22 protein-coding genes are annotated in these 24,928 nt (G+C 56.6%); 3 read left to right on the top strand and 19 right to left on the bottom strand.

Going from position 1 to position 24,928, the window contains the following annotated elements; translation table 11 throughout:
- The first annotated feature begins 7 nt into the window (after positions 1 to 7).
- Entirely contained in the window at positions 8 to 910 is a 903-nt protein-coding gene (gene ygfZ / locus HO274_RS06800; protein WP_273117957.1) for a CAF17-like 4Fe-4S cluster assembly/insertion protein YgfZ, read from the top strand.
- An 11-nt stretch (positions 911 to 921) separates the two neighbouring features.
- Positions 922 to 1,818 (top strand): lysophospholipid acyltransferase family protein, encoded by an 897-nt coding sequence (locus HO274_RS06805; protein WP_273117959.1) that lies wholly within the window; start codon positions 922 to 924, stop codon positions 1,816 to 1,818.
- Here HO274_RS06805 and HO274_RS06810 read toward each other — a convergent pair.
- Genes HO274_RS06810 through secA form a run of 3 tightly spaced genes read right to left on the bottom strand, consistent with a single transcriptional unit; the run spans position 1,803 to position 6,743 of the window.
- Positions 1,803 to 2,786, bottom strand: a complete 984-nt coding sequence (locus tag HO274_RS06810) for a Nudix family hydrolase (RefSeq protein WP_273117961.1) — start codon at positions 2,784 to 2,786, stop codon at positions 1,803 to 1,805. The genes HO274_RS06805 and HO274_RS06810 overlap by 16 nt on opposite strands.
- A gap of 3 nt (positions 2,787 to 2,789) precedes the next feature.
- Positions 2,790 to 4,007, bottom strand: a complete 1,218-nt coding sequence (argJ, locus tag HO274_RS06815; protein WP_273117964.1) for a bifunctional glutamate N-acetyltransferase/amino-acid acetyltransferase ArgJ — start codon at positions 4,005 to 4,007, stop codon at positions 2,790 to 2,792.
- Positions 4,008 to 4,016: 9 nt separating this feature from the next.
- Positions 4,017 to 6,743 (bottom strand): preprotein translocase subunit SecA, encoded by a 2,727-nt coding sequence (secA, locus tag HO274_RS06820; protein ID WP_273117966.1) that lies wholly within the window; start codon positions 6,741 to 6,743, stop codon positions 4,017 to 4,019.
- 76 nt (positions 6,744 to 6,819) lie between these two features.
- On the opposite strand from secA, the gene HO274_RS06825 reads away from it, so the two are divergent.
- Positions 6,820 to 7,290 carry a DciA family protein gene (locus HO274_RS06825; RefSeq protein ID WP_273117969.1) on the top strand — a complete coding sequence of 157 codons (471 nt, stop codon included), beginning with the start codon at positions 6,820 to 6,822 and terminating at the stop codon, positions 7,288 to 7,290.
- Here the strand turns inward: HO274_RS06825 and lpxC are convergent.
- The 16 genes from lpxC to mraZ all read right to left on the bottom strand — a co-directional run bounded on the left by lpxC (position 7,275) and on the right by mraZ (position 24,889).
- Entirely contained in the window at positions 7,275 to 8,198 is a 924-nt protein-coding gene (gene lpxC / locus HO274_RS06830) for a UDP-3-O-acyl-N-acetylglucosamine deacetylase (protein WP_031597773.1), read from the bottom strand. The two genes, HO274_RS06825 and lpxC, sit on opposite strands and share 16 nt — an antisense overlap.
- Positions 8,199 to 8,226: 28 nt before the next feature.
- The gene (gene ftsZ / locus HO274_RS06835) at positions 8,227 to 9,381 is read right to left on the bottom strand and encodes a cell division protein FtsZ (protein WP_035417592.1); all 1,155 of its coding nucleotides are present in this window, start codon (positions 9,379 to 9,381) and stop codon (positions 8,227 to 8,229) included.
- 39 nt (positions 9,382 to 9,420) lie between these two features.
- Entirely contained in the window at positions 9,421 to 10,665 is a 1,245-nt protein-coding gene (gene ftsA / locus HO274_RS06840; RefSeq protein WP_031597771.1) for a cell division protein FtsA, read from the bottom strand.
- Between the two features lie 3 nt (positions 10,666 to 10,668).
- Positions 10,669 to 11,457: a cell division protein FtsQ/DivIB gene (locus tag HO274_RS06845; RefSeq protein ID WP_273117976.1), complete on the bottom strand. Its 789-nt coding sequence runs from the start codon at positions 11,455 to 11,457 to the stop codon at positions 10,669 to 10,671.
- Positions 11,458 to 11,530: 73 nt separating this feature from the next.
- On the bottom strand, positions 11,531 to 12,439 hold the full coding sequence (murB, locus tag HO274_RS06850) for a UDP-N-acetylmuramate dehydrogenase (protein WP_273117980.1): 909 nt from the start codon (positions 12,437 to 12,439) through the stop codon (positions 11,531 to 11,533).
- On the bottom strand, positions 12,436 to 13,848 hold the full coding sequence (gene murC / locus HO274_RS06855; RefSeq protein WP_273117982.1) for a UDP-N-acetylmuramate--L-alanine ligase: 1,413 nt from the start codon (positions 13,846 to 13,848) through the stop codon (positions 12,436 to 12,438). Before murC ends, murB begins: the two co-directional genes overlap by 4 nt.
- Complete coding sequence (murG, locus tag HO274_RS06860) at positions 13,845 to 14,951, bottom strand: undecaprenyldiphospho-muramoylpentapeptide beta-N-acetylglucosaminyltransferase (RefSeq protein ID WP_156472671.1); 1,107 nt, start codon at positions 14,949 to 14,951, stop codon at positions 13,845 to 13,847. The genes murC and murG overlap by 4 nt, the downstream gene beginning before the upstream one ends.
- Positions 14,948 to 16,117, bottom strand: coding sequence for a putative lipid II flippase FtsW (ftsW, locus tag HO274_RS06865; protein WP_031597766.1), 1,170 nt, complete (start codon positions 16,115 to 16,117; stop codon positions 14,948 to 14,950). The genes murG and ftsW overlap by 4 nt, the downstream gene beginning before the upstream one ends.
- On the bottom strand, positions 16,114 to 17,511 hold the full coding sequence (gene murD / locus HO274_RS06870; protein WP_273117987.1) for a UDP-N-acetylmuramoyl-L-alanine--D-glutamate ligase: 1,398 nt from the start codon (positions 17,509 to 17,511) through the stop codon (positions 16,114 to 16,116). The genes ftsW and murD overlap by 4 nt, the downstream gene beginning before the upstream one ends.
- Before the next feature lie 2 nt (positions 17,512 to 17,513).
- Positions 17,514 to 18,599, bottom strand: coding sequence for a phospho-N-acetylmuramoyl-pentapeptide-transferase (mraY, locus tag HO274_RS06875; RefSeq protein ID WP_031597764.1), 1,086 nt, complete (start codon positions 18,597 to 18,599; stop codon positions 17,514 to 17,516).
- Between the two features lie 22 nt (positions 18,600 to 18,621).
- Positions 18,622 to 19,968 (bottom strand): UDP-N-acetylmuramoyl-tripeptide--D-alanyl-D-alanine ligase, encoded by a 1,347-nt coding sequence (locus HO274_RS06880; protein WP_273117991.1) that lies wholly within the window; start codon positions 19,966 to 19,968, stop codon positions 18,622 to 18,624.
- Positions 19,965 to 21,479, bottom strand: coding sequence for a UDP-N-acetylmuramoyl-L-alanyl-D-glutamate--2,6-diaminopimelate ligase (locus HO274_RS06885; protein WP_273117992.1), 1,515 nt, complete (start codon positions 21,477 to 21,479; stop codon positions 19,965 to 19,967). Before HO274_RS06885 ends, HO274_RS06880 begins: the two co-directional genes overlap by 4 nt.
- Positions 21,476 to 23,206 (bottom strand): peptidoglycan D,D-transpeptidase FtsI family protein, encoded by a 1,731-nt coding sequence (locus tag HO274_RS06890; RefSeq protein WP_273117995.1) that lies wholly within the window; start codon positions 23,204 to 23,206, stop codon positions 21,476 to 21,478. The genes HO274_RS06885 and HO274_RS06890 overlap by 4 nt, the downstream gene beginning before the upstream one ends.
- Positions 23,207 to 23,208: 2 nt before the next feature.
- The gene (gene ftsL, locus HO274_RS06895; RefSeq protein WP_031597760.1) at positions 23,209 to 23,496 is read right to left on the bottom strand and encodes a cell division protein FtsL; all 288 of its coding nucleotides are present in this window, start codon (positions 23,494 to 23,496) and stop codon (positions 23,209 to 23,211) included.
- The gene (gene rsmH / locus HO274_RS06900) at positions 23,493 to 24,437 is read right to left on the bottom strand and encodes a 16S rRNA (cytosine(1402)-N(4))-methyltransferase RsmH (RefSeq protein WP_273117998.1); all 945 of its coding nucleotides are present in this window, start codon (positions 24,435 to 24,437) and stop codon (positions 23,493 to 23,495) included. The genes ftsL and rsmH overlap by 4 nt, the downstream gene beginning before the upstream one ends.
- Before the next feature lie 5 nt (positions 24,438 to 24,442).
- Positions 24,443 to 24,889, bottom strand: a complete 447-nt coding sequence (gene mraZ, locus HO274_RS06905) for a division/cell wall cluster transcriptional repressor MraZ (protein WP_031597758.1) — start codon at positions 24,887 to 24,889, stop codon at positions 24,443 to 24,445.
- Between the last annotated feature and the right edge of the window lie 39 nt (positions 24,890 to 24,928).

The raw sequence follows: 24,928 nt of genomic DNA on the forward strand, positions 1-24,928 counted from the left end.
TTTTGCCATGTTTGATTTTTCTGCCGGTTGGATCTCCCTGAAGGACCGTACCCTGATCCAGGTAACGGGTTCGGATGCCCTGCACTTTCTCCAGGGTCAACTGACCTTTGATCTATTGACCCTGGGCCCGGACAATTTCGGCTGGGCTGCCCATTGCTCTCCCAAGGGAAAGGTCTTATTCACCACCCTTGTCGTTAAAACAGGAGAAACTTTCCTGCTGGATGCACCTATGGGTATGAGTGAACTCATACTGTCCCGGCTACGCCCATTCATCCTTCGTTCCAAGGTACGGATCGAGGAGGCCCATCCCCATTTCAGTGCCCTGGGTCTGATGGGACAGGATCTAGAAGAGGTCGCCAAATCTGCCGGCCTGAACCCTTTACCGGCGGCGGGACGACAGGACGAGCAGTCAGGAGTCCGGCGCCTGCGTCTTTCCCCTGACCGACTTCTGATCATTGCTCCACCCCAGCGTCTGGCCGAACTGTCTGTTCCCCTTGATCTGTCCTCCCAATTCTGGGAATTGGGCAATGTGCGCGAAGGCATTGCTGAAGTCACCCCCCTGACCACCGACCGGTATATCCCCCAATGGCTGAATTGGGACCGGATTGGGGGAATCAGTTTTCGCAAGGGCTGTTACACCGGACAAGAAATCGTAGCGCGCACCCACTACCTCGGCAAGGTCAAACGGCGCGCCCTGCACATTGCTCTGGATTCGGCGGTTCCGGTGGGAACCTCGATCCTGCATGGAGGTGAAGTGACGGGAGAGGTTTTCTCCTGCATCAAAAACGAGCAGGGCAAATACGAAGGGCTGGCCATTATCGCTGGCGAGGAATCTTCAAACCTCGTCACCGAGGAAGCCACACCCCAGGCCCTGCGCATTCTCCCGCTGCCCTACGCTCTTTCTGATTGACTGAAAGAAACATGGGAACCCGTCTGCTCCTGGGACTGCTCTGGCTGATCCATGGCCTCCCCCTACGGGTCATTGCGGCTCTGGCCATCCCCCTCGGGTTTATCGCAGCACAGGGACGGGCCAGGCGCACCACCGCGATCAATCTGCATGCCTGTTTTCCCGAGATGTCGCACGCCCAACGTCAACGCCTGACCCGTGCCCATCTCACCGCACTGATCCGCAGTGTCCTGGAACTTGGCATCCTGTGGTGGTCTCCTCCCGCCCGCATCCAACGCCTCGTGCGCTTCAAAAATGCCCACTATGCGCAGAACAGCGACCGTCCAGTGATTTGTCTGAGTCCGCACATGGTGGGCCTTGAAATGCAGGGGGCCCTGATCGGAATGCATTTTCGCGGGGTGGGCTTTTTTACCCCCCATAAGGATCCGCTCATCGATCAGCGCTTGCGTGCAGCCCGTAACCGTTTGGGCGATGTGCTCATGCTGGAACGAAAAAAAGGATTACGCCCTCTGATTCGGGCTATTCGGGATGGACGGTTACTTTATTTCCTGCCAGACATGGATTTTGGGGAACGGGACTCCCACTTCATCCCGTTTTTCGGCATTCCCGCAGCTACGGTACCCACCCTGCCTTGGCTGGTGCGCCAGTGCAATGCTCGGGTCATCCCCTGCGCTTGCCACCGCCTGCCCAATCATGAAGGCTACGAGGTGGAGTTTTTTCCCCCCTGGGAAGATTTTCCCGGCGCAGATCTGACTCAGGATCTTCAGCGCATGAATCGGTTCATCGAAACCATGGCCCGTCAATATCCGGAAGAATACTACTGGAGCCATAAACGATTCCGCACACGCCCTTCTCCTGCCGACCCCAACTTCTATCGCTGGCCCCAACCCCTCGATCAGACCGATTCCTGACCACAGAGATGTGAGGGAATCTTCTCCTCTGCCCAATCTTCCAATCCACGCATCACGGCAATACCCTGGGCTCCCTGCTGTATGGCTTGATTCAATGCAAGACCGGTGAGCCCCCCTAGGGCATAGACGGGCAGGGGAGATTCATGCCGCAGGGCTGTAAACTCAGGCCACCCCAAAGGGTGGGCTGCCGGGTGTGTCTGGGTGGGACATACCGGCCCCAACACCGCAAAATCCACACCCAACCCCTGAGCCTGTTCCAACTCAGTCCGGGAATGACAGGAAGCGCCCACCCAGGGCAAGTCCGGACGACCTTTCAGGATCTCCAAAAGACGGGCAGGCAAGTGAACGCCATCGGCCCCCGTCCTCTGCGCCAGTTCAGGATCTCCATTGACCAGAATTCGGAGGGGCCAGGGTTGGGTGCGCTGCCGGATCTTCTGTACAAAGCATGCGATTTGTTCAGCCGACCAAAATTTCTCGCGCACCTGAAGCAGACGCAAACCGCGCCTGCATGCGTCATCGATCACCGTCAGCATAGGCTCCTCCCCCAATTCATGAGCCCGTGTCAAACCATAAACGGGGGGCAGGGACAGTGCACGAATCAAAGGTAAATTAGCCGGCAGAAGAGCAAACCCTTCGGGCAAAGCCTCTTCCGGATCAAACCAACTCAATTTTTGAAATTCACAAGCCTGGGGTGTACCGGACCAAGCCAGAACACGAAAGAAACTCACCACTACCCGGGCATGGGGATAGTCGAACTGCCGACTCATCCAGGGCGTGGCGCAGTTCACCCGAATGCCCAACTCTTCTTCCAGTTCGCGGTCCAGCGCCTGGCGCAGGGTTTCGCCCGCTTCCACTTTCCCACCGGGAAACTCCCAAAATCCCGCCATGATCTTGCCCGGCGGACGTTGCGCCAAAAGATAGCCACCGCGCCCATTCAACAGGATTCCGGCCACCACCGGAAGAATCATGGATCAACTCCGATAGTCGGCGTTGATACTGACGTATTCATGGGACAGGTCACAGGTCCAGACCCGTGCCGTGGCCGTACCCCGTCCCAACACTACCCGGACGGTGATCTCGGGGCGCGCCATGACACGCTGCCCTTCTTCTTCGCGATAACTGGAGGCCCGCCCACCGTCCTCAGACACCAGAACCTCATCCAGGTACAAGAGGATCCCCTCCACGTTCAGATCCATGATCCCGGCATAACCGATAGCGGCCAGAATTCGCCCAAGATTGGGATCGCTGGCAAAAAAAGCCGTCTTGACCAGAGGAGAATGACTGATGGCATAGGCCACCTGCAAGCATTCGGCCTCGTCCCGCCCGCCTTCCACCTGTACCGTGATGAATTTGGTGGCCCCTTCCCCATCTCGAATGATCGCATGAGCGAGTTCCAGCGCCAGGGCACTCACGGCCTCGAACAGTTGTTCGTACGCCTCATCCACCCGGGCGATTTCCTCGTTTCCTGCTTCTCCTGTGGCCACGACAAGAAAGGAATCATTGGTCGACGTATCTCCATCCACCGTGATGCGATTGAAGGTCTGATCGGCTACATCCCGCGTCAGTTGCTGCAACAAAGGCGCAGAAATACAGGCATCGGTGGCAATGAAACTCAACAGGGTGGCCATGTTGGGACGAATCATCCCTGCCCCTTTGGAAATACCCGTCAAAGTTACCCTTCGTCCCTGTAGCGTCATTTGACGAGAAGCCGACTTGGGAAAAGTATCCGTGGTCATGATCGCGCGCGCAGCCTCTTCCCATGCGTCCGCCCTCAACTGACCGACGGCAAGAGGAATCCCTTCCAGGAGGGGCTTCATGGGCAAACGTTCGAGAATGACCCCCGTAGAGAAGGGCAGGACGGCCTGGGTACTCAGTCCCAGTCGGGCAGCTACTTCCGCACAGGTTTGTAGTGCATCGGCCCGTCCGGCCTGGCCCGTCCCGGCATTGGCGCATCCCGTATTGATGATCAAGGCCCGCGGCAAATTCTGACTCAAATGTTCACGACAGATCTGAACGGGTGCCGCACAAAACCGATTACGGGTAAATACCGCACCCACCCGGGTCCCTTCCCTCAACGTCACCAACAGCAAATCCAGTCGACCTGTCTTGCGAATGCCTGCCGCCACAGCCCCCAAACCCACCCCTGCCACCGGGTACAGGACCTTGTTTCCTTTGACTTCAATACCCATGCTCCGACCTCACAATCTACCGTGACAGTGCTTGTATTTTTTACCAGACCCACAGGGACAAGGATCATTGCGTCCCACCCGCATTCTTGCTTCTGCGGAGAGCACACGCTTTTCAGGGGGTTCGTCCATCGCCTCTTCAGAGTCACCCACCGCCAGTGCGCCATGTTGATAACTGACCTGTCCCGGTTCATCCTCTTCCACCACTCGCTCGGTGGCCTCCGCCACCGCTTCCGAGGTGGTGATTTCCACGCGACAAAGCGCCCTGGTCACTTCGCGCTTGATGGCATCGAGCATCAGACCAAACAGTTCAAATGCTTCACGCTTGTATTCCTGCTTGGGGTTCTTCTGGGCATAACCGCGCAGGTGTATTCCCTGACGCAAGTGATCGAGGGCGGCCAGATGTTCACGCCAATGGGAATCGAGGACCTGCAACATGACGGCCCGCTCATAACCGTGCCAAAGCCCCGGTTCGATGGGCGCAATCTTGTTTTGATAAGCCGTTTCCGCCATGTTCTGAACTCTGCTCAGCACTTGCGCATCGTTAAGGGTGGGCTCTGCGCTCAACCAATCCCGGATCGGACAATCAAGGGAAAATTCCCGCAGCGCATGTTGTAACCCCTCCATATCCCAAACTTCCTCCGGCGCATCGGGCGGCAAGGCACGAGCCACTTCGATAGCCAGTACATCCTGACGCATGGCCTGGATAGTCGAAGCGATATCCTGGGCTTCCAGCAATTCCTTGCGCTGGCCATAGATAACCTTGCGCTGATCATTGGCCACATCATCGTACTCGAGCAACTGCTTGCGCACATCAAAATTGCGGGCTTCCACCTTGCGCTGGGCATTTTCGATGGCACGAGTCACCCAAGGGTGTTCAATGGCTTCTCCCTCGGGCATTTTCAATCGGTCCATGATGGCGGCCACCCGATCAGAAGCAAATATTTTCAAAAGCGGATCTTCCAGAGACAGATAGAAACGACTGGACCCAGGGTCTCCCTGCCTTCCCGAACGCCCGCGCAACTGGTTATCGATACGCCGGGATTCATGCCGTTCGGTTCCTATGATGTGCAAACCGCCCAAACTGACCACCTGCTCGTGCCGCACTTTCCATTCGGCCGTGAGCAGAACCTGTTTTTCCTGACGTTGTTCCAGCGTCAAATCAGGATCCTGCTCGATGCGTTGTTGGTCCTCTTCCGGATTTCCCCCCAACACGATATCCGTTCCTCGCCCTGCCATATTGGTCGCAATGGTAATCATGCCGGGTTGCCCCGCTTGCGCCACGATTTCGGCTTCCCGGGCATGATGCTTGGCATTCAGCACCTGATGGGGCAATTTTTCTTGTTGCAACATCCGGGAAACCAGTTCAGAAGCCTCGATGGAGGTCGTCCCCACCAAGACCGGCTGACCCCGTTGATGACAGTCCCGCACATCCGCCACAATGGCCTGAAACTTTTCCCGTCCACTGCGAAACACCTGGTCCATCCGGTCCTGCCGTTTGAGCACACGGTGCGGCGGAATCAAAACGGTTTCCAGGCCATAGATATGCTGGAATTCGAAAGCCTCGGTATCGGCTGTCCCAGTCATTCCCGCCAATTTCTCGTAGAGTCGGAAATAATTCTGAAAAGTAATGGAAGCCAGAGTTTGAGATTCATTCTGAATATCCACCTGCTCCTTGGCTTCAATGGCCTGATGGATTCCTTCGGACCAACGGCGCCCCGGCATCATGCGCCCCGTGAATTCGTCCACGATCACGACTTCTCCGTTCTGGACCACGTAGTGCTGATCGCGATGGTACAGGGCGTGGGCACGCAATCCGGCGTACACATGATGCATGAGCAAAATATGGGCGGGATCGTACAAACTGGCGCCATCCGGCAACAGTCCGGCCTCGCCCAGCAGATTTTCTGCTCGCTCGTGGCCCTGCTCCGAAAGGGTGACCGAATGCGCCTTGAGATCGACCCAATAATCCCCTTCCCCTTCTTCCGTGGCCTGCGGTTGCAATTCCGGAATCAATTGATTGATTTGCAGATACAGCGTGGTATTGTCTTCGGATTGCCCGGAGATGATCAGGGGGGTGCGAGCCTCGTCGATCAGAATCGAATCCACTTCGTCCACAATGGCAAAATGTAGTGAACGCTGTACCCTCTCACCCACTTGGGACACCATGTTGTCGCGCAAATAGTCGAAACCAAATTCATTATTGGTCCCATAGGTAATGTCGGCAGCATAGGCCGTCACCTTGTCGTCATGACTCATTTGAGACAGGTTGACCCCGACAGACAACCCCAGAAAACGGTGAATACGCCCCATCCATTCTGCATCGCGACGGGCCAGATAATCATTCACGGTGACCACATGGACGCCCTTCCCCGTCAATGCATTGAGGTAGGCAGGTAAGGTAGACACCAGGGTTTTTCCTTCCCCGGTACGCATTTCTGCAATCTTTCCATAATGTAGCGCCAACCCCCCAAGAAGTTGCACATCAAAATGGCGCATTCCCAGAACTCGGCGCGAGGCCTCTCTCACCACCGCAAAAGCCTCTGGCAAAAGGGCATCGAGCGTTTCCCCCGCCTTCAGTCGCTGGCGAAAATCTTCCGTCGCCCTCTGTAGGGTCGCATCATCCCACCCCTGTGTATTGCTCTCCAGTGCATTGATGCGTGTGACAATCTTGCGATATTGTTTAAGCAGACGTTCATTACGACTGCCGAAAATCTTTTTGAGGACGGAGGTCAACATGGCGCGCGGGCAGACGGTAAAACCATGATTCTACCAGAGAGTGAGACCAAATCAGGGTAAACTACGGGGGTTTGAGATGACTCTTTCAAGTGAGCACGACCTGGTCATGCCTTTTTTGTCCCTATCACATGTTTTGAACCAACAAGAAGGCTTGGCGCCTTACCTGCCAAAGATCGAACAAATCCGGGAACTGAATAGCCGTTTTCAACGGTGCCTTCCCCAGGAATTGAAAAATTTGGCCTACATTACCCGTCTGGAAGATGAAGGAGCTGTGCTCCGCGTTGAAACTTCCCTCAATGCGGTAGCCGCACGCTTACGGCAACTCGGCCCCTCACTGGTCGCCAAACTGGGACTCGCACCCTCCCCCACACTGAAAGTTACCCTGCGTCCCACCGTTACTCGCTTTCCCTCATCCCCTACGCAGGATCTCACGGTGCGTACCTTGCAGGAATTTGAAGAACTGGCCGAGGTATTGACGCCCTCCCCCTTGCAAAACGCCATTCATTCCCTCCTCCGCCAGCGTGGCCGTCCTCAAAAGGAGGGCTGAATCTGCGGCAAAGGTTCTATGAAAGAGGAAGGGGCCTGTTGTCCTGGGGCCAGGGTCACCCAAGTCCAGGCCGAACGTTGCGACCACAGGGCACGTGCTGCCAGATTATTCAACGCGTGTCCCGATTTGAAACCGGTGAACGACCCAATCAGCGGATGCCCCAGCAGATAAAGATCGCCCACTGCATCCAGTATCTTGTGCCTCAAAAACTCATCGGCATAACGCAGACCATCTGCGTTGAGCACCCGAAATTCATCCATCACGATGGCATTGTCCATGCTTCCTCCCAGCGCCAACCCTTGGTGACGCAGATACTCCACTTCGCGCGTAAATCCGAAAGTTCGTGCCCGCGCCACCTCACGAACGTAAGAGGTGTGCGTAAAATCGACAGTCACGGAGGACCCCGTCGCGGTAATGGCAGGATGATCGAAATGCCCCTCATAGGTAACGCGAAACCCATCATAGGGTTCAAAACGTGCCACCTTGTCGCCCTGCACTACTTCCACCGGTTCGAGAATCCGGATATAACGACGGGGCGCAGACTGCTCCACCAATCCGGTGGATTGCAACAAAAAGACGAAAGGCGCCGAACTCCCATCCAGAATGGGCACTTCCGGCCCTGAAATTTCCACCCGGGCATTGTCCACGCCCAAACCAGCCAGCGCGGACATCAAATGTTCCACCGTACTGACCTTGGCCTCGCCCTGCTCGATCAGGGTGGAAAGACGGGTATCCGTCACAAAATCCGCCAGGGCAGGAACCTCGGGCCGCCCAGGCAAATCGGTCCGAATGAAACGAATGCCCTGGTCCACACCCGCCGGACAGAGGTTGATTTCCACCTTGACTCCCGTGTGGAGCCCTACGCCGCTGGTCCGGACAGAAGACTTGAGTGTACGCTGTTGTCCCATGCTTCCAGTATAAACGTTTCTATTCTGATTAATCTGCCTGCTTCCGGAGAAATGCCGGGATATCATAGAGATCCACACCATTTTCGCGCATGGCTTCCACAACGTTATGGCTATTGCGGGCGGTGCGAATCACGGAGGCGTGGGTTCCTTCCTGCCCCAAAATCAGCGGCGCATTGTCCGTTCCCGTCCGAACCACGGTCAATGGCTTCTGTGCCCGCCGCGCACTCCCACCCAATCCCGTTGCCACAATGGTGACCCGCAGTTCGTCACCCATCGTTTCATCCACCACACTGCCAAAGATCACCGTCGCATCCTCAGCCGTAAAGGAACGGATCGTATTCATGACATCATGAACTTCCTTCAGTTTCATGCTGGCACTGGCCGTGATATTCACCAGTACACCCCGCGCTCCGGTCAGGTTCACATCTTCCAGCAAGGGACTGGCAATGGCCTGTTGAGCAGCCATATTTGCCCGATCGATACCTCCAACCTTGGCGGAGCCCATCATGGCCACCCCCATTTCCGACATAACCGTACGCACATCGGCAAAATCCACGTTAACCATACCCGGACAATTGATCACTTCCGCAATCCCGGCCACGGCCCCCTGAAGGACATCATTGGCGGCATGATAAGCTTCCAGCATGCTCACTTCATTGCCCAATACCTGCAGCAATTTCTCGTTGGGAATGATGATCAGCGAATCGACATACTGGGATAACTGCTCGATTCCTTCGAGGGCTGACTTCATCCGTCGCCCTTCGAACTCGAAAGGTTTGGTCACCACAGCCACTGTTAATATTCCCATTTCACGAGCAATTTCAGCCACGATAGGCGCAGCTCCGGTTCCGGTCCCGCCGCCCATTCCCGCCGTGATGAAAAGCATATCTGCACCGGACACCATTTCCGCGATCCGTTCACGATCCGCCAGAGCCGCCTGCCGTCCCACGTCAGGATTTGCCCCGGCACCCAGTCCCTTGGTAAGAGTTTCACCCAGTTGCACCTGATGGGTCGCACGACTGCGTCGCAGTGCCTGACTGTCGGTATTCATGGCAATGAATTCGACCCCGGATACCCCCTGTTCCACCATATGGGCCACGGCATTTCCTCCGCACCCCCCCACGCCGATTACCTTGATTACCGCATCCAACATTGGACATTCCTGAATTTCAAAGTTTGCCATGATTCACCTCTCTCCACAGATTGTACCCAACTCCACCACTCAAAATGAACTTTTGAACCAGTGCTTGATTCGTTCCCAGGAATACCCCAGCGTCAGAAGGCTGGATCGCCCCCCCCGCGCCTTCTGGTGTTCCTCAAAGCCAAAAGCCAACAATCCCATGACCGTGGCAAACTGGGGCTTACGCACCACATCCGCCAACGGTCCGCGATAAAAAGGCACACCCAACCGCACGGGGACATGAAAAATCTCTTCCCCCAATTCCAGCATTCCTTCCAGGGCACTACTCCCCCCCGTCAGCACCACTCCGGAGGGAATCAGGTCCAACTGCCGACTGGTACGTAACTCGGTCAGCACCAGGGAAAACATCTCTTCCACCCGCGGTTCGATCACTTCTACCAGTGTCTGACGCGCCATCTGACGCATCCCCCGTTCTCCTACCCCAGGAACAGCCACCTTTTGATCGCCTTCCACCAGTTGACGCAAGGCACACCCCTGCTGAATTTTGATCTCCTCTGCCGCCGCCAGGGGGGTGCGCAGAGCCATGGCAATATCGCTGGTGATCTGGTCTCCTCCCAAAGGAATCACCGCAGTATGGCGAATGGCTCCCTTGACGAATACCGCGATATCCGTGGTTCCGCCTCCGATGTCCACCAGACAGACCCCCAGATCCTTTTCATCGGAAGTCACCACAGACCGGGCAGAAGCCAGGGGCTGCAGGATCAATTCACTCACCTCCAGCCCACAACGCCGGATACACCGCATAATGTTCTGAGTGGCGGAGACCGATCCCGTGATGATGTGCACGCGTACTTCCATGCGCAATCCACTCATTCCCACCGGTTCGCGCACATCTTCCTGGCCGTCGATGATGAATTCCTGGGTTAAAACATGCAATACCTGTTCATCGTTAGGAATATTCACCGCCCGTGCCGTTTCCAGGACCCGTTCCACATCTCCCGGAGTCACTTCCTTGTTCTGGATCGCCACCATCCCATGACTGTTCTTGCTTCTGACATGACTTCCCGCAATTCCGGTGATGACTTCCCGAATTTTGACATTGGCCATCAATTCGGCCTCTTCAAGCACACGCTGAATGGATTGGACGGCCAACTCGATATCCACGACCACGCCACGGCGCAAACCCTTGGAAGGTACTTGTCCGAATCCAATGATTTCGTACGCTGTTTCCTCCGGATTGATCTCAGCCACCACCGCAACAATTTTTGAGGTACCCACGTCCAGAGCCACGATCAGAGAACGGTTTTCACGATGTGTCGTCAACATTTCTCAGTCCTCTTTTGACACGGGTCTTGGACCGCGCACCGTAAATCCATTGGCATAACGCAAATCCACAGTGCCCCCTGCAGGGATCACGCCATTTTGATGCAATTCAGGCCATGCCTTCAAAAAGCGTTGCCAGCGTGCTGCGTCGGGATCACGTCCCAACAACCAATGGGAACCGTCATCCAGCGTTAAGGTCCAGGCGCCCCGTTCGCTCAGCACCAGGCCTGCCACAGACCGTCCCAGGGGTTCAAGATCGCGATTGAATCTATTCAGGGCCTGGAGCATTTCCGGACCCGCCTCGCGCGGTCCGGAAAGATGGGGCAGCTCCCCCAGATAGTCCGCCACAAAGGGCTCGCCGAAAATATTGAGCAGTCCCTCATCCCCCCAATAAGCGGCAGGGATTTGTTCCTCCACCTGCACTTCCAGGGCATTGGGCCAGATCCTGTGCAAATGAACCACCCGTACCCAGGGAATGGTTTTCAATTCTGCCGCAGCCGCCCCCAGATCCACCGTAAAGAAATCCCCCTGAACCCGTTGTGCGGCCTTGGTAACCAACGCTGGGTCGACTTGATGCAGGTTTCCACGAATCACCGTGTGTTGAATCTGAAAAAAGGGACGATGAATCACCCAGTGCAGGCCCACTTTCACCCCCGCAATGAAAAACAGCAGGAGGCACACCGCCACCCACCCACGCCAGTGGGCGCCCACCCAACTCCGTACCCGCCCCAGAAAACCCGGGGTTTCCAGCGCGGAATGGCGTTGGGACGATCCTTGCCGACCAGAGTTTCTCAATTCCCTTTTTGTCCCTGAGTTCTTGTCCCAGGAAATACCGCTTACGGCCACCTCAATCTCCTCGTTTTTTGATTCATGCCCTTTCTCCCACGATGCGCACTTCCGGATGCAGGCATACCCCCTTTTCCGCCAGAATCCGGGATTGAATCTCCGCAATCAGTATTTCTATATCCGTTGCCGTAGCCTGCCCCCGGTTGACAATGAAATTGGCATGTTTCAGGGATACTTCAGCTCCTCCGATACGTTTTCCCTTGAGACCACAACCTTCGATGAGACGCGCTGCGTAACCCCCTGCCGGATTACGGAATACCGAGCCGGCATTGGGAAACTCCAGGGGTTGGTCAGCCACCCGCTGCGCCAGCAAAGAACGGATGCGTGTCCTGGCCGTTTCAGCATCCCCTTCCGGAAAATGCAGCAACACGGACAAAAACCATTCTTCCGGGCCTAACCGGCATTCCTCCCGGAGACGCACGGAACGATAACCAATGTCATAATCACCGGGGGTTCGCCAGCGCAGCACACCCTGTCGATCCACGGTTTCCACCTGACACACGAAGTTCCAGATCTCTGCCCCATAACATCCTGCATTCATGGCCAAAACCCCCCCCATGGTGCCCGGTATCCCCGCCAAAAACTCCGCGCCCGAGCAACCAGCGCGGGCCGCGAGACGAGCCACCTTGGGGGCAGGAACACCGGCTTCTATCCTCAGGCACCCTTCTTCCCACTTCACTTCTTTCAACGCACCATGCATTTGGACCACGGTCGCATCGATTCCCCCTTCTCGCACCAGCAGATTACTGCCCAACCCAAGCAAAAATAGGGATTCCTGCGCTGGTCGGGCATGCAAAAATTCCAGAAAATCCTCCCGGTGACGGGGACGATAGAATTGACGGGCCCTCCCTCCGGCCCGCCAACTGACGTGTTGGCTCATGGGTTCATTCCGCCGCAATTCACCTGAATCCCCCTGATGTGCCGGCATCATGTGTGCATTCCTTCCCCCAGTCGTTCACATAACTGTCCGGGGAGTTGACTGATATTTCCCGCTCCCATGGTAATCACCACATCTCCGGCACATACCTGCTCAAGCACCCGATCCCCCATGACGTCCATCCCTGCGGCCACCACAACGCCCTTCTGCGCCAGAGCCTGTGCCAAAGCCGAAGAATCCATTCCCGGAATGGGCGTTTCGCCCGCTCCATAAACTGGAGCCAGAACAACCTGTTCGACTTCCCCCAGCACTTTCACAAATTCTGCAAAGCGATCGCGGGTACGGGTATAACGGTGAGGTTGGAAGGCCAATACCAGACGTCGCCCCGGAAAGGCTCCCCGTGCCGCTTCCAAAGTAGCAGCCATTTCTGCCGGATGATGCCCATAGTCATCCACCAGCGTAATGATGCCTCCCTGCGGCAGGGGCAGATCTCCATAGCGTTGAAAACGCCGCCCCACCCCCTTGAAAGAAGCAAGGGCGCGCACAATGGCCGGATAGGCCGCATTCACTTCAATGGCCACCGCAATGGCAGCCAGGGCATTCAGGACATTGTGTCGCCCCGGCAAAGCCAGAGTCACCTCCAGACGACGTTCCAGAGTACCGTCCCGAGCCAGGCGCAGTTCCACTCCAAAACGCATTCCTCCTGCCTCGGCGCGCACATCCACGGCTCGGATCTGGGCTTCCGCACCAAATCCATAAGTCCGTACCGGCCTACCCACCCGACCCACCAAAGCGCGTACCACAGGATCCTCCAAACAGAGCACAGCCAACCCATAAAAGGGCAAATGTTCGAGGAACTTCAGGAAGGCCGCCTGCAACTGATCAAAATCATGGTTATAGGTTTCCATGTGGTCCTGATCAATATTGGTAACCACCGCCATGACCGGTTGCAACAGAAGAAAAGATCCATCGGATTCATCGGCTTCCACCACCATGAACTCACCGGTTCCCAATGCCGCATGAGTACCAGAACTGTTCAACTTTCCTCCAATCACAAAGGTAGGATCCAGCCCTGCTTCCGACAACACACTGGCCACCAGACTGGTGGTGGTGGTTTTGCCATGGGTCCCGGCCACTGCGATCCCTTTGCGCAAGCGCATCAGTTCGGCAAGCATGAGCGCACGCGGCACCACGGGAATCTGAGCCATCCGCGCCGCCTTCAATTCCGGATTGTCCGGCAGGACGGCGGTGGAAGTAACCACCACATCCGCCCCCTCGATGTGTCCCGCATCATGTCCCAACCATACCCGTGCGCCCAATCCGGCGAGGCGACGAGTGGCCGGGTTCTGGAGGGCATCGCTCCCCGTCACTTCATACCCCAGATTGAGCAATACTTCGGCAATGCCACTCATGCCTGCGCCACCAATTCCTACAAAATGCACGTGTTGAATTCGGTGCCTCATTCGGCCATCTCCTCACAGGCCTGGCTCAAACGCGCCACCGCCGCTCCCTGAAAGAGGCAACGAGCTGCCTCTGCCATGCCCAGCAACAGGAGGCGGGTCTGGCCCTGTAACCACTGTGCCAGGTCAGCGTTCTCCAATTGGCTTTGGGGCCACAGACGGGCAGCTCCTGCACTTTCCAGAAAACGTGCATTGACTGTCTGGTGATCATCCACTGCCGCCGGATAGGGCACTAACACGCTCCCCACGCCGGCAGCTGTCAACTCGGCCAAGGTCAGGGCACCCGCCCGACAAATCACCAAATCACACTCGGCGTAGGCCGCTGCCATATCCTCGATGAAGGGACGCAAATCCCCCTGCACACCCATTTCCCGATAATTGGCTTCCAATTCGGCCTGATGGCGCGCCCCGCCCTGATGTACCACCATGGGACGTACTGCCTGAGGAATCAAAGCCAGTGCACGGGGAATCCACTGGTTCAGGGCCTGGGCTCCCTGACTGCCGCCCAGCACCAGCAGCCGCAGATTACCCTGGCGTGAAGCAAAACGCAGACGGGGTTCGGGTAAATCGATGATCCTGCGTCGCACCGGGTTGCCCACTGTTTCCACGACCTTGGGATAACCCAACCAAGGCGTCAAGGGATGAGCCGATGGCTGCCGGAAGGCTCCGGGAAATCCTTCGAAAACCTTTTGGGCCAAGCGCCCCAGGATGCGATTGGTCAAACCTGCCACCGCATTCTGTTCGTGAATGAGCAGGGGCAGACGCAGCAATACTGTCGCCAGCCCTCCCGGCAAGGCCACATAGCCACCGAATCCAACCACCACATGGGGACGTTGACGCAGGATAACCCCCATGCTTTGCAAAACAGCTCGCGTCACCATAAAAGGAGTCCATAGGCGTCGTCCCCATCCCTTGCCCCGCACCCCGCCCATCGCAACGGTTTCCAAGGGGAAGTGGCATGCGCCGACCCACTGCACTTCCATCCCCTGTGCCGTACCAAGCCAGACCACGCGCCACCCCTGGGTCCGCAACTGTTCTGCCAGAGCCAGGGCTGGGAAAACATGACCCCCGGTACCCCCCGCCATGATCAAGGCGCAACGACTCATCGCGAACCTCCGCGTCGCATCATTTTTTGACGAGTCTCATGGTCGATGCGTAAAAGCACTGCCAGCGTCACCACATTGGCCATGATTCCGCTGCCCCCATAACTGAGCAGAGGCAAGGTCAAACCCTTGGTGGGCAGTAGCCCCATATTGACGCCCATATTGACCAAACTCTGCAGGGCAAACCATACCCCCACACCTTGCGCCAGCAAGGCTTCAAAATAACGTTCCATGGAAGCCGCACGACGGCCGATGACAAAAGCCCGCGCGATCAGGAAAGAAAACAAGCCCAAAGTCACCAGCACCCCCAGAAACCCCAGTTCCTCAGCGATCACTGCCATCAGGAAATCGGTATGCGCCTCGGGCAGATAGAGTTGTTTTTCTACACTGGCGCCCAACCCCAACCCCCATAATCCCCCGTGCCCAAAGGCGATCAACGCGTGCGTCAACTGATAACCCTTGCCAAAAGGATCTGCCCAGGGATTCCAAAACCAGATCAGCCGATTGAAACGATAAGGAGAGAGGACGATCAGTAAAGCAAAAGAAATGGCCAAAAGAACCATGAGAAATACAAACCATTTTCCGTCAAACCCCCCCAGAAAGAGTATCGCGCCAGCAATCCCGATCATCACCACGAAGGCTCCAAAATCGGGCTCCTTGAGCAGGAGTAACCCCACCAGAAACATCACGATCAACATGGGCAAAAATACTTTCTTGAGGTCATGCATGACTGCGGCCTTGCGAGCCGTATAATCTGCCGCATAAACAAGTACGAAAAACTTCATGAATTCGGATGGTTGAACATTAAATCCCAGAAAGGACAACCAGCGTCGACTGCCATTGACTTCCTTGCCTACGCCAGGAACCAGCACGAGCAACAACCCCAGTGCTCCCACCCCGAAAAGCGGGAGTGCATATTGTTTCCAGCGTTCCAGAGGTACCTGAAATGCAGCCCATCCCGCCAGAAGAGCGATGCCTACATAGAAGAGCTGACGAACAAAAAAATATGTGGAGCGAAACCCCAGATGGCGATCGGCTTCCGCACTGGCAATGGAGGCGGAATACACCATGACCAACCCGAATGCCAGCAAGGTCATGATGGCCCACAGGAGGGGCAGATCAAACTCGGACTGTTCCGCGATTCCGAGGGGGAAATTAAAACGTTTCATAACCGTTTTTCCTCTCCGCTTTGAGCCAGAGCATGCACTGCCGCACAAAAAACTTCCGCACGATGGAGGTAGTTGCGAAACATATCAAAACTCGCACAGGCCGGAGACATCAACACGCTCTCTCCCGGCCGTGCCAGGGCAAAGGCCCGCTGCACGGCATCCTGCATATCTGCCGCAAAGATACGCGGAACGGCCAGTCCTTCGAGCACTTCATCAATCCTCATGCCATCCCGTCCAATCAAAACCACCGCCCGGGCATGAGTCGCCACTGCCGGACGGAGAGGAGAGAAATCCTGGCCCTTGCCATCCCCGCCTGCAATCAATACCACTGGCGCATCCACGCCCTTCAAGGCAGCCACAGTAGCCCCCACATTGGTGCCTTTCGAATCATCAAAGAAACGCACCCCCGCCACCTCGGCAACCCATTCCACTCGATGGGGCAACCCCCGAAATTCCCTGACGGCAGTGAGCATGGCCGGTACCGCCCAGCCCAAGACCTGCCCCATGGCCAACGCCGCCAATACATTGGCCACATTATGTTCCCCCCACAGGGGCACTTCGGTACGCCGCAGAACCCGATGGTTCCCCTGTACCAGCCAGCGCTCCCCGTTTTGCAGGACAACCCCCCAATCCCCTGTATTGACGGGGGCATCCAGACCAAAAGTAATTGCCTCCGCTGAAACCATGGCTTGCACCCAGGGATCTTCACGATTTCCCACCGAGCTTTCACACCCCTGATAAATACGTGCTTTCATCGCAGCGTAGGTTGCCATGTCCGGATAACGATCCATGTGATCCTCACTCACATTCAGGACCACGGCACTGTCCGGAGCCAGGGAAGCGAGGGTTTCCAATTGGAAACTGGACAATTCCAGCACCAATACTTCGGGCCAGGGCGAGGTCATCAGGACCTCCAGCAAGGGAACGCCAATATTCCCTGCCACGATGGTACGCAAGCCCTGGGTTCGAGCCATATCGCCTAACAAGGAGACCACCGTACTTTTCCCGTTGGACCCTGTAACCGCCAGAATTTTGGGGCGCTGGGGATGTCGCGCCAACACCCGGGCGGCCACCTCCACATCACCCAGAAAAGACATCCCACGCGCACGCCATCCATGAATCAGGGGATCACCCAGCGCGACTCCCGGGCTGATAACCACCCAATCCATCGTCTGAAACAAACTGTCCTGCCAGGGACCGCCAATAAACTCCACGGTCGGATAGGTTTCTTCCAATACCTGCCGATGGGGAGGCTGGATGCGCGTATCCGCCACGCGTACGTCATATCCTTGCTGTACCAACCAGCACACAGCGGCCCAACCTGTGTCGCCCAACCCCAGGACCAGGACCCGGTGTCCCGCAGGCATCAAAGAAGGGTAAAAGGGTTTCGTCATGATCAGCGAATCTTGAGGGTAGAAAGGCCAGCCAGAACCAATACGGTGGTAATGATCCAAAAACGCACCACCACCTGGTTTTCCTTCCAGCCTTTCAGTTCAAAATGATGATGGATGGGGGCCATACGAAAAATACGGGTACCCGTCAATTTGAAGGATACCACCTGCAATACCACCGACAGAGTTTCCAATACGAACACACCACCCATCACGAACAACACGATTTCCTGTCGTACGATCACCGCCACCAACCCCAGGGCCCCTCCCAGGGCCAGAGCACCCACATCCCCCATGAAAACCTCGGCCGGATAGGCGTTGAACCAGAGAAAACCCAGTCCCGCTCCCGTCATCGCAGCACAGAAGATCACCAATTCGCCTGCCCCCGGAATACTGGGAAAGCCCAGGTAACCCGCAAACACCTTGTTCCCGGCCACGTAGGCAAATATAGCCAAAGCCCCTGAAATCATGGCGGTGGGAAGTATGGCCAAACCATCTAGACCATCGGTCAGATTGACCGCATTGCTGGTACCCACAATGACAAAATACGTCAGGATCACGAACCCCGCCCCACCCAGAGGCAAAGCCACCGTCTTGAAAAAGGGCACGATGAGTTGTGTCTCTGCGGGCGTGGTCGCCATTTTCAGCAAGGCAACCGAAACCACCACTGCAATAAGGGACTGCCAGAAATACTTGGTTTTGGCAGACAGTCCTTTGGGGTTTCGATGAACCACCTTGCGGTAATCATCCACCCAACCCACGGCTCCATAGCCCAGTAAAGTCAATAATACCAACCAGATGTAACGATTGGTCAAATCTGCCCAGAGTACCGTCGTCACAGAGATTGCCACCAGAATCAAAGCGCCGCCCATGGTCGGCGTGCCGCTTTTGACCAGATGGGTCTGAGGCCCATCATTGCGCACCGCCTGTCCAATCTTGTATGCCGTCAACTGACGAATCATGGCGGGTCCAAACAGAAAGGATATCCCCAGGGAAGTCAGTGTCGCCAGCACTGCCCTGAGTGTCAGGTACTCGAATACGTGAAACCCTCTCACGCCGGCTGCCAACCAGTGGGTCAATGCCAGTAACATGAGTCCTTTTCCTGATAAATGTTCATTGAATCAATCCCTCCACCACCGCTTCCATGCCCATGAAACGCGATCCCTTGACCAATACCACTGTGTCCGCATTCAGCTGAGGACGAAGCACCTGGATCAGGTGCCGGGTTTCGGTTTCGTGCCGGGCCGAGGGGCCAAAGGCCAAACTGGCTTCCCGCGCCAGATTCCCCAGGGTATAGAATTCATCGATCCCCAAAGTACGCGCCAATTGCCCTACTTCGGCGTGGAGCGCGGGTCCCTCGGGGCCCAATTCACCCAGATCCCCCAGCACAAAAATCCGCCGTCCCGGACGCTGGGCCAAAACTTCCAAAGCTGCTTGCACCGAATCCGGGTTGGCATTATAGGTATCATCCAGAATGAGGGCACCCAAGGAAGAAAAACGGCTTTGCAACCGCCCCGGCATGCCGGCAAAATTTTCCAGACCTCGCTGCACAGCCCCCATGTTCACCCCCAGCGCCAAGGCAACCGCCGTGGCCGCCAAGGCATTTTCCTGGTTATGTCGCCCAGGAACTTGCAAACGTACCGTCACGGATTCCGCTGACCCACGAATGTGCAGCAATCCACGCTCAGATTCGCCGCGCACGCTCGCCTTCTCTTCAAAGCCAAAGGTCAACATTTCGTGGGGGGCCGCCGCACTTCGCAGCACTGTGCCATAAGGCCCGTTTTCTGGAAGAACGGCCACTCCTGTGACACCCAACCCTTCAAATATTTCTCCCTTGGCCCGCGCGATCTCTGCCAATGAACCCAAATGGCCCAGATGAGCACGCTGTATATTGGTGACCACCGCCACCTCCGGTTCGGCGATCCGGGTCAACCGGGCTATTTCACCGGCATGATTCATCCCCATTTCAATGACGGCCCAGCGGTGTTCAGGACGCAGGGCCAATAAAGTCAACGGCAACCCGATGTCATTATTGAAATTACCCGGCGTTGCCCACACGGCCTGTGCACCCGCGGGGTCAGAAGCACGGAGAATGGCCGCCACCATTTCCTTGACGGTGGTCTTGCCGTTACTTCCCGTCACTGCCACCACGCGCGGATTAATCTGGCGACGCCGGGCGCGCGCCAGTTGGGCCAATGCCGCACGCGTCGAATCCATCCGCCAGCAGCAGTCCCAATCCTGTACTGCAGGCACATCCCGTTCGATAATGGCCCCAGCCACACCCCGAGTTCTCACTTCTCCCAAAAAATCGTGCCCATCAAAAAACTCACCCTTGATGGCGATGAACAGATCTCCTGGCCCACAGTCCCGACTGTCGGTAGTGATCCGCAACAATTCCGGATTATCGCCCTTGGGTACCCCCCCCAGAAGATGAACCACCTCGTGCCACGTCCAGTTCATGAATGATCTCCAAGCCATGCCTGTACGATTTCCACATCACTGAAGGGCTTCGCTTCGCCCTGTGCCAAAATCTGTACCGTTTCATGCCCCTTCCCCGCGATCAACACGACATCCCCCGAACGGGCTGCGCTCAACGTACTCTGAATGGCTTTGGCCCGATCTTCCTCAATGAGAAAAGCAGGAGCCTCCATTCCTTTTTTGATCTGCTGAAGAATGTGCCGGGGATCTTCATCGCGCGGATTGTCGCTGGTCAGAACCACACGTTCTGCCCCCTGTTCTGCCACCCGTCCCATCAACGGTCGTTTACCCTCATCCCGTTCACCCCCGCAACCGAATACCACCCATAATTTTCCACCCCGCGCTACCCGACTGCGCAAGGTTTCCAGTGTTTGACTCAGCGCGTCGGGAGTATGGGCATAATCCACCACCACCCACGGATGATCCCCCCCCCCAAAACCTTGCATGCGTCCTGCTGGAGCCACCAGATGCGGAGTGGATTCTACCAAAGCCGCCAGAGGAATCCCTTCCAGCAAGGCCGCGCCCAATACGGCGAGCAAATTGGACAGGTTATAGTCCCCAAGAATGGGGGCCTCGATGTGCGCTTTTCCCCAGGGACTGGAAAGTTCAAAACTCACTCCCTGAAGGGTCCAATGGACGGAACTGGCCACCAATTGTTCGATCGCCAGATTTATTCGTGCTGTTCCGCGCGTATAACCGATCACCCTGTCCGTAGCCCCCCCTTGCGCGTAAAGTATTTTCGCAAACGGATCGTCTAGGTTGAGCAAGGCATAGTTGAGATCAAATGCACGAAAAAGGCGTGCTTTGGCTTCCCCATAAGCCTCCAGCGTCCCATGGTAATCCAGATGATCCCGGGTCAAATTGGTAAAAATTGCTCCGCGGAAGGTGACTCCAGCCACGCGCTCCTGCGCCAGCGCATGAGACGACACTTCCATGATGCAATGTTGCGCACCCTGGCCCCGTACTCGTGCCAACCACTCTTGTAACTGAATAGGGTCGGGAGTCGTGTGAGTCGTGGGCATCAGATTTCCTGGAAAACCATTTCCCAAGGTACCGATTACCGCGCTGGAATGTCCCTGCCGTTCCAGTAGTTGCGCCAACCAGTGACTACAGGTGGTTTTTCCATTGGTCCCCGTCACCCCGATGACCCGCAGCGCTCGGGAAGGGTGTCCCCATTGTTGTCCTGCCAGAGTGCTGATCCTGCCCCGCAGTCCCGATACAGACCGATGAGGGACAGACCATCCCTCATCCCATTCAAAACAGTCGCTTTCCCACAGCACATTGGCTGCGCCGCGCGCAAGGGCCTCCGGAATGTAACGTCGCCCGTCCCGAACTTCTCCGGGATACGCCACAAAAGTCCCTCCAGAGCGGACCTGCCGACTGTCCGAACAGAGGTCCAGGCAACGCATTCCCTCAACCCAAATAGGTTCGGGCCTGGCGAAATTCTTCCCGTCCAGGCCCGTTTTTTGCACGGTTTCTTTAGAGAGGATCATGTATGGTGGCCCCCGGTTACAGCGGGAGAACCGGCTATGGTGGGGGGCTCTGGCGCATCGGGGGGAATGTCCAGAAGTTGCATGATTTCGCCGGTCAGTGCAGAAAATACCGGAGCCGCCACCTGTCCCCCATAGTAACGACTCCCCGCGGGTTCATCGATCATGACAGCCACCACGATGCGCGGTGCGGAAACCGGCGCAAAACCGATGAAAGATGCCACATACTTGTTCACATACCGCCCCCCCACGACCTTATGGGCGGTGCCCGTCTTACCCGCCACCCGGTAGCCTGCGACCCGTGCCTCAGGAGCCGTTCCTTCTGCGCTCACCACGGTTTCAAGCATGGCCGTGACTTCCCGTGCCGTGCGCACAGACAATACCGGACGTCCTGAAGGAAGGGCACTCACCTTGATCAAGGACAGAGGGCGCAAGATTCCATCATTGGGAAATACGGTATATGCCCGCGCCATCTGTACCAAACTCACGCTCATGCCATTGCCAAAGGCCATCGTTGCCTGTTCGATGGGCTTCCAGTTCTGATAGGGACGCAACCGCCCCCCGGCCTCTCCGGGGAAGCCCAGTCGAGGTTTCTGGCCAAATCCCACATCCGTGAAGAGATCCCACATCTTTACCGGCGGCAAATCCAGGGCAATCCGTGCGGCGCCCACATTGCTGGAATGTTCGATCACTTCAGAGACGGTATAGGATTCGGCCACATGATCATCATGAATCAGATGATTGCCAATGGCCAACACCCCTCCGTGGGTTGAAATCACCGTATCGGGTCGAATTTTTCCGACTTCCAAGGCGGTTGCAATGGTAAAAGGTTTAATGGTCGAACCCGGTTCATAGGTATCTGTAATGGCGCGGTTGCGTAATTCCGTTCCTGACAAGCCACCCCGTTGATTGGGATCATAGTCAGGGCTGTTGACCAGTGCCAGCACCTCGCCGGTACGGCTGTCCAGCACCACGATGGCCCCGGCCTTGGCGTGACTGGATTCAATAGCCCGATGAAGTTCGCGTGCGGCCAGGTGCTGGATGCGCGCATCCACGCTCAACAAGACATCTTGTCCCTGACGGGGCGAGCGAATGTTTTCCACATCTTCAATCACATGCCCGGCCCGGTCCCGAATCACCCGACGGGCGCCCGCCAATCCCTGGAGTTGCGCCTGATAAGTCAGTTCCACCCCTTCCTGACCCTTGTCATCCGCATCTGTAAAGCCCACGAGATGCGCCATTTCACTGGATTTTGGATAGGCTCGATGAAAACCATGCTGCAGATAGATTCCGGGGATCTTTAGATCCATCACGCGCTGGGCCTCATCCAGCGGCAATTGCCGTTTCAGGTACACGACCCCATCCTCACCTTTCAAACGGCGCGCAATTTCCACAGGATTTTCGTTTAGAAGGTGGGCCAGTGCGATGCGTTGGGCCCCATCGATCTCAAGATCTTCTCGATTGGCCCAAACCGATACGGCGGGAATACTGATGGCCAGAGCCTGTCCATTGCGGTCACGAATGATGCCCCGACTGGCAGGAATCGGCAGAATCCGACTGTAGCGCTCTTCACCTTTCTGTTGCAGAAAATTTGCATGTATCCCCTGCAACCAGAAGGCACGCACGCCCAGCACCAGAAAACCGCTCAACAATAGCCCCTGGATCAGGAATGAACGCCAGCGTTCCAGTCGAATTTCCAGTTTCCCGACCTTGGGAATCCCCTTACGCATTTTCACCGCGTCTCACCTCGGGCCAGTGGAGCCACCACCAGCAAATGTTTCTGGGCGGGGGTAGGCAATTGCATGCCGAGTTCATGCAGGGCATGGGCTTCAATGCGGTGACTGGCAGAAAGTGTGCCCTCCTCGATCTGCAACTGATCGTCCTCGGTTTGTAACTGCACCTGACGGTCCTTTTCCTGTTGCAAATCGATATACCGGCGGCGGGTCTCTTGCTGGCTTTGAATCACACCCAGAGCCAGGACCATAACCAACAGAAAGAGCAGTACATCGCGTCGTGTCATGCGCCCGTCCTTTCCGCAACGCGCAGAATGGCACTCCGGCTACGGGGGTTACGAACCACCTCGGCACGACCGGCACGTTGAGCCCGCCCCACCAAACGCAAAAGCGGTGGAGGCCGATCGGATTCGCGCACGGCCATGCCCCGAGGAATTTCTGGTGGACGAGAATGGGCCTGAAAATAATGTTTGACCAACCGGTCTTCGAGGGAGTGGAAACTGATGATAACCAGGCGCCCTCCGCTCTTCAATACACGCAGCGCCTGAGGAAGTACCGCCGCCAATTCATCCAGTTCGCGGTTGATGTGCAGACGAATCGCCTGAAATGTTCGGGTTGCCGGATCCTGCCCCACTTCCCGCGTGCGCACGGCGGTGGCCACGATTTGAGCCAGTTGACGGGTGGTTTCCAGTGGTCGCTGGGCACGGGCCTGAATGATGGCACGGGCCACCTGACGGGCGAAGCGCTCTTCGCCCAGTTTGTGAATGACCTCGGCCAGTTCTTTTTCATCCACCTGATTGAGCCAGGTCGCAGCCGTCATCCCTTCGCCCGGATCCATCCGCATATCGAGGGGACCTTCCTGACGGAAACTGAATCCGCGTTCGGCTTGATCCAGTTGGGGTGAAGAGACACCCAGATCCAGAAGGATCCCGTCCACCCCCGTGATCCCCAAAGAGAGAAGGACCTCTTCCAGTTGAGAGAAGCGCGCTTGACGCAAAATCATGCGTGGATCCTGCAGTGCTTGTCGGCCTGCGGCAATGGCAGCCGGATCCCGATCCAGGGCCACGATCTGGCCGGTGGGAGCCATTTCCTGCAAAATGCGCTGACTATGCCCTCCGCGCCCAAAGGTACCATCCACATAAATACCCTCCGGACGCAAATCAAGTGCCTGCACCGCTTCCTGGAGCAGGACACTGTGATGGATATCGGAATGGAATGACTGGGCCATGAGGATCAGAAAGAAAGGGATTCCAGGCCAGCGGGCACCAAGCCGGCCCCCAGACGCTCGATTTCGGCAAACTGTTCTTCCCAGGCAGCCGGTGCCCACAATTTGAAGTGACTGCCCTGTCCGAACATCATTACCTCTCGCTCTATGCGGGAAAAACGACGCAAGGCCGCCGACACCAATACCCGTCCGGCACTGTCCATTTCCACATCGTCGGCATGCCCCACCAATAATCCCTGAAGCAAAGTGGTTTGACGATCCAAACCGGAAGTTTTCATGATGGCATCCCGAATGGGTTCCCAGGCGGGACGAGGATAGAGGAGAAGGCAACGATGAGGATGCGCTGTAATCACCAACTGCCCTTCCGATTGGGCGCGAAGAATCTCGCGGTAGCGCGTGGGAATCGCTAGCCGTCCTTTGGAATCCAGGCTGATTTCTGATGGCCCTTGGAACACATACCCCCCAACCGGAAAAGTTCCCCCCACAAATTCCCA

This window comes from Ferrovum myxofaciens (assembly GCF_013181415.1).
GTDB classification, from domain to species: domain Bacteria; phylum Pseudomonadota; class Gammaproteobacteria; order Burkholderiales; family Ferrovaceae; genus Ferrovum; species Ferrovum myxofaciens.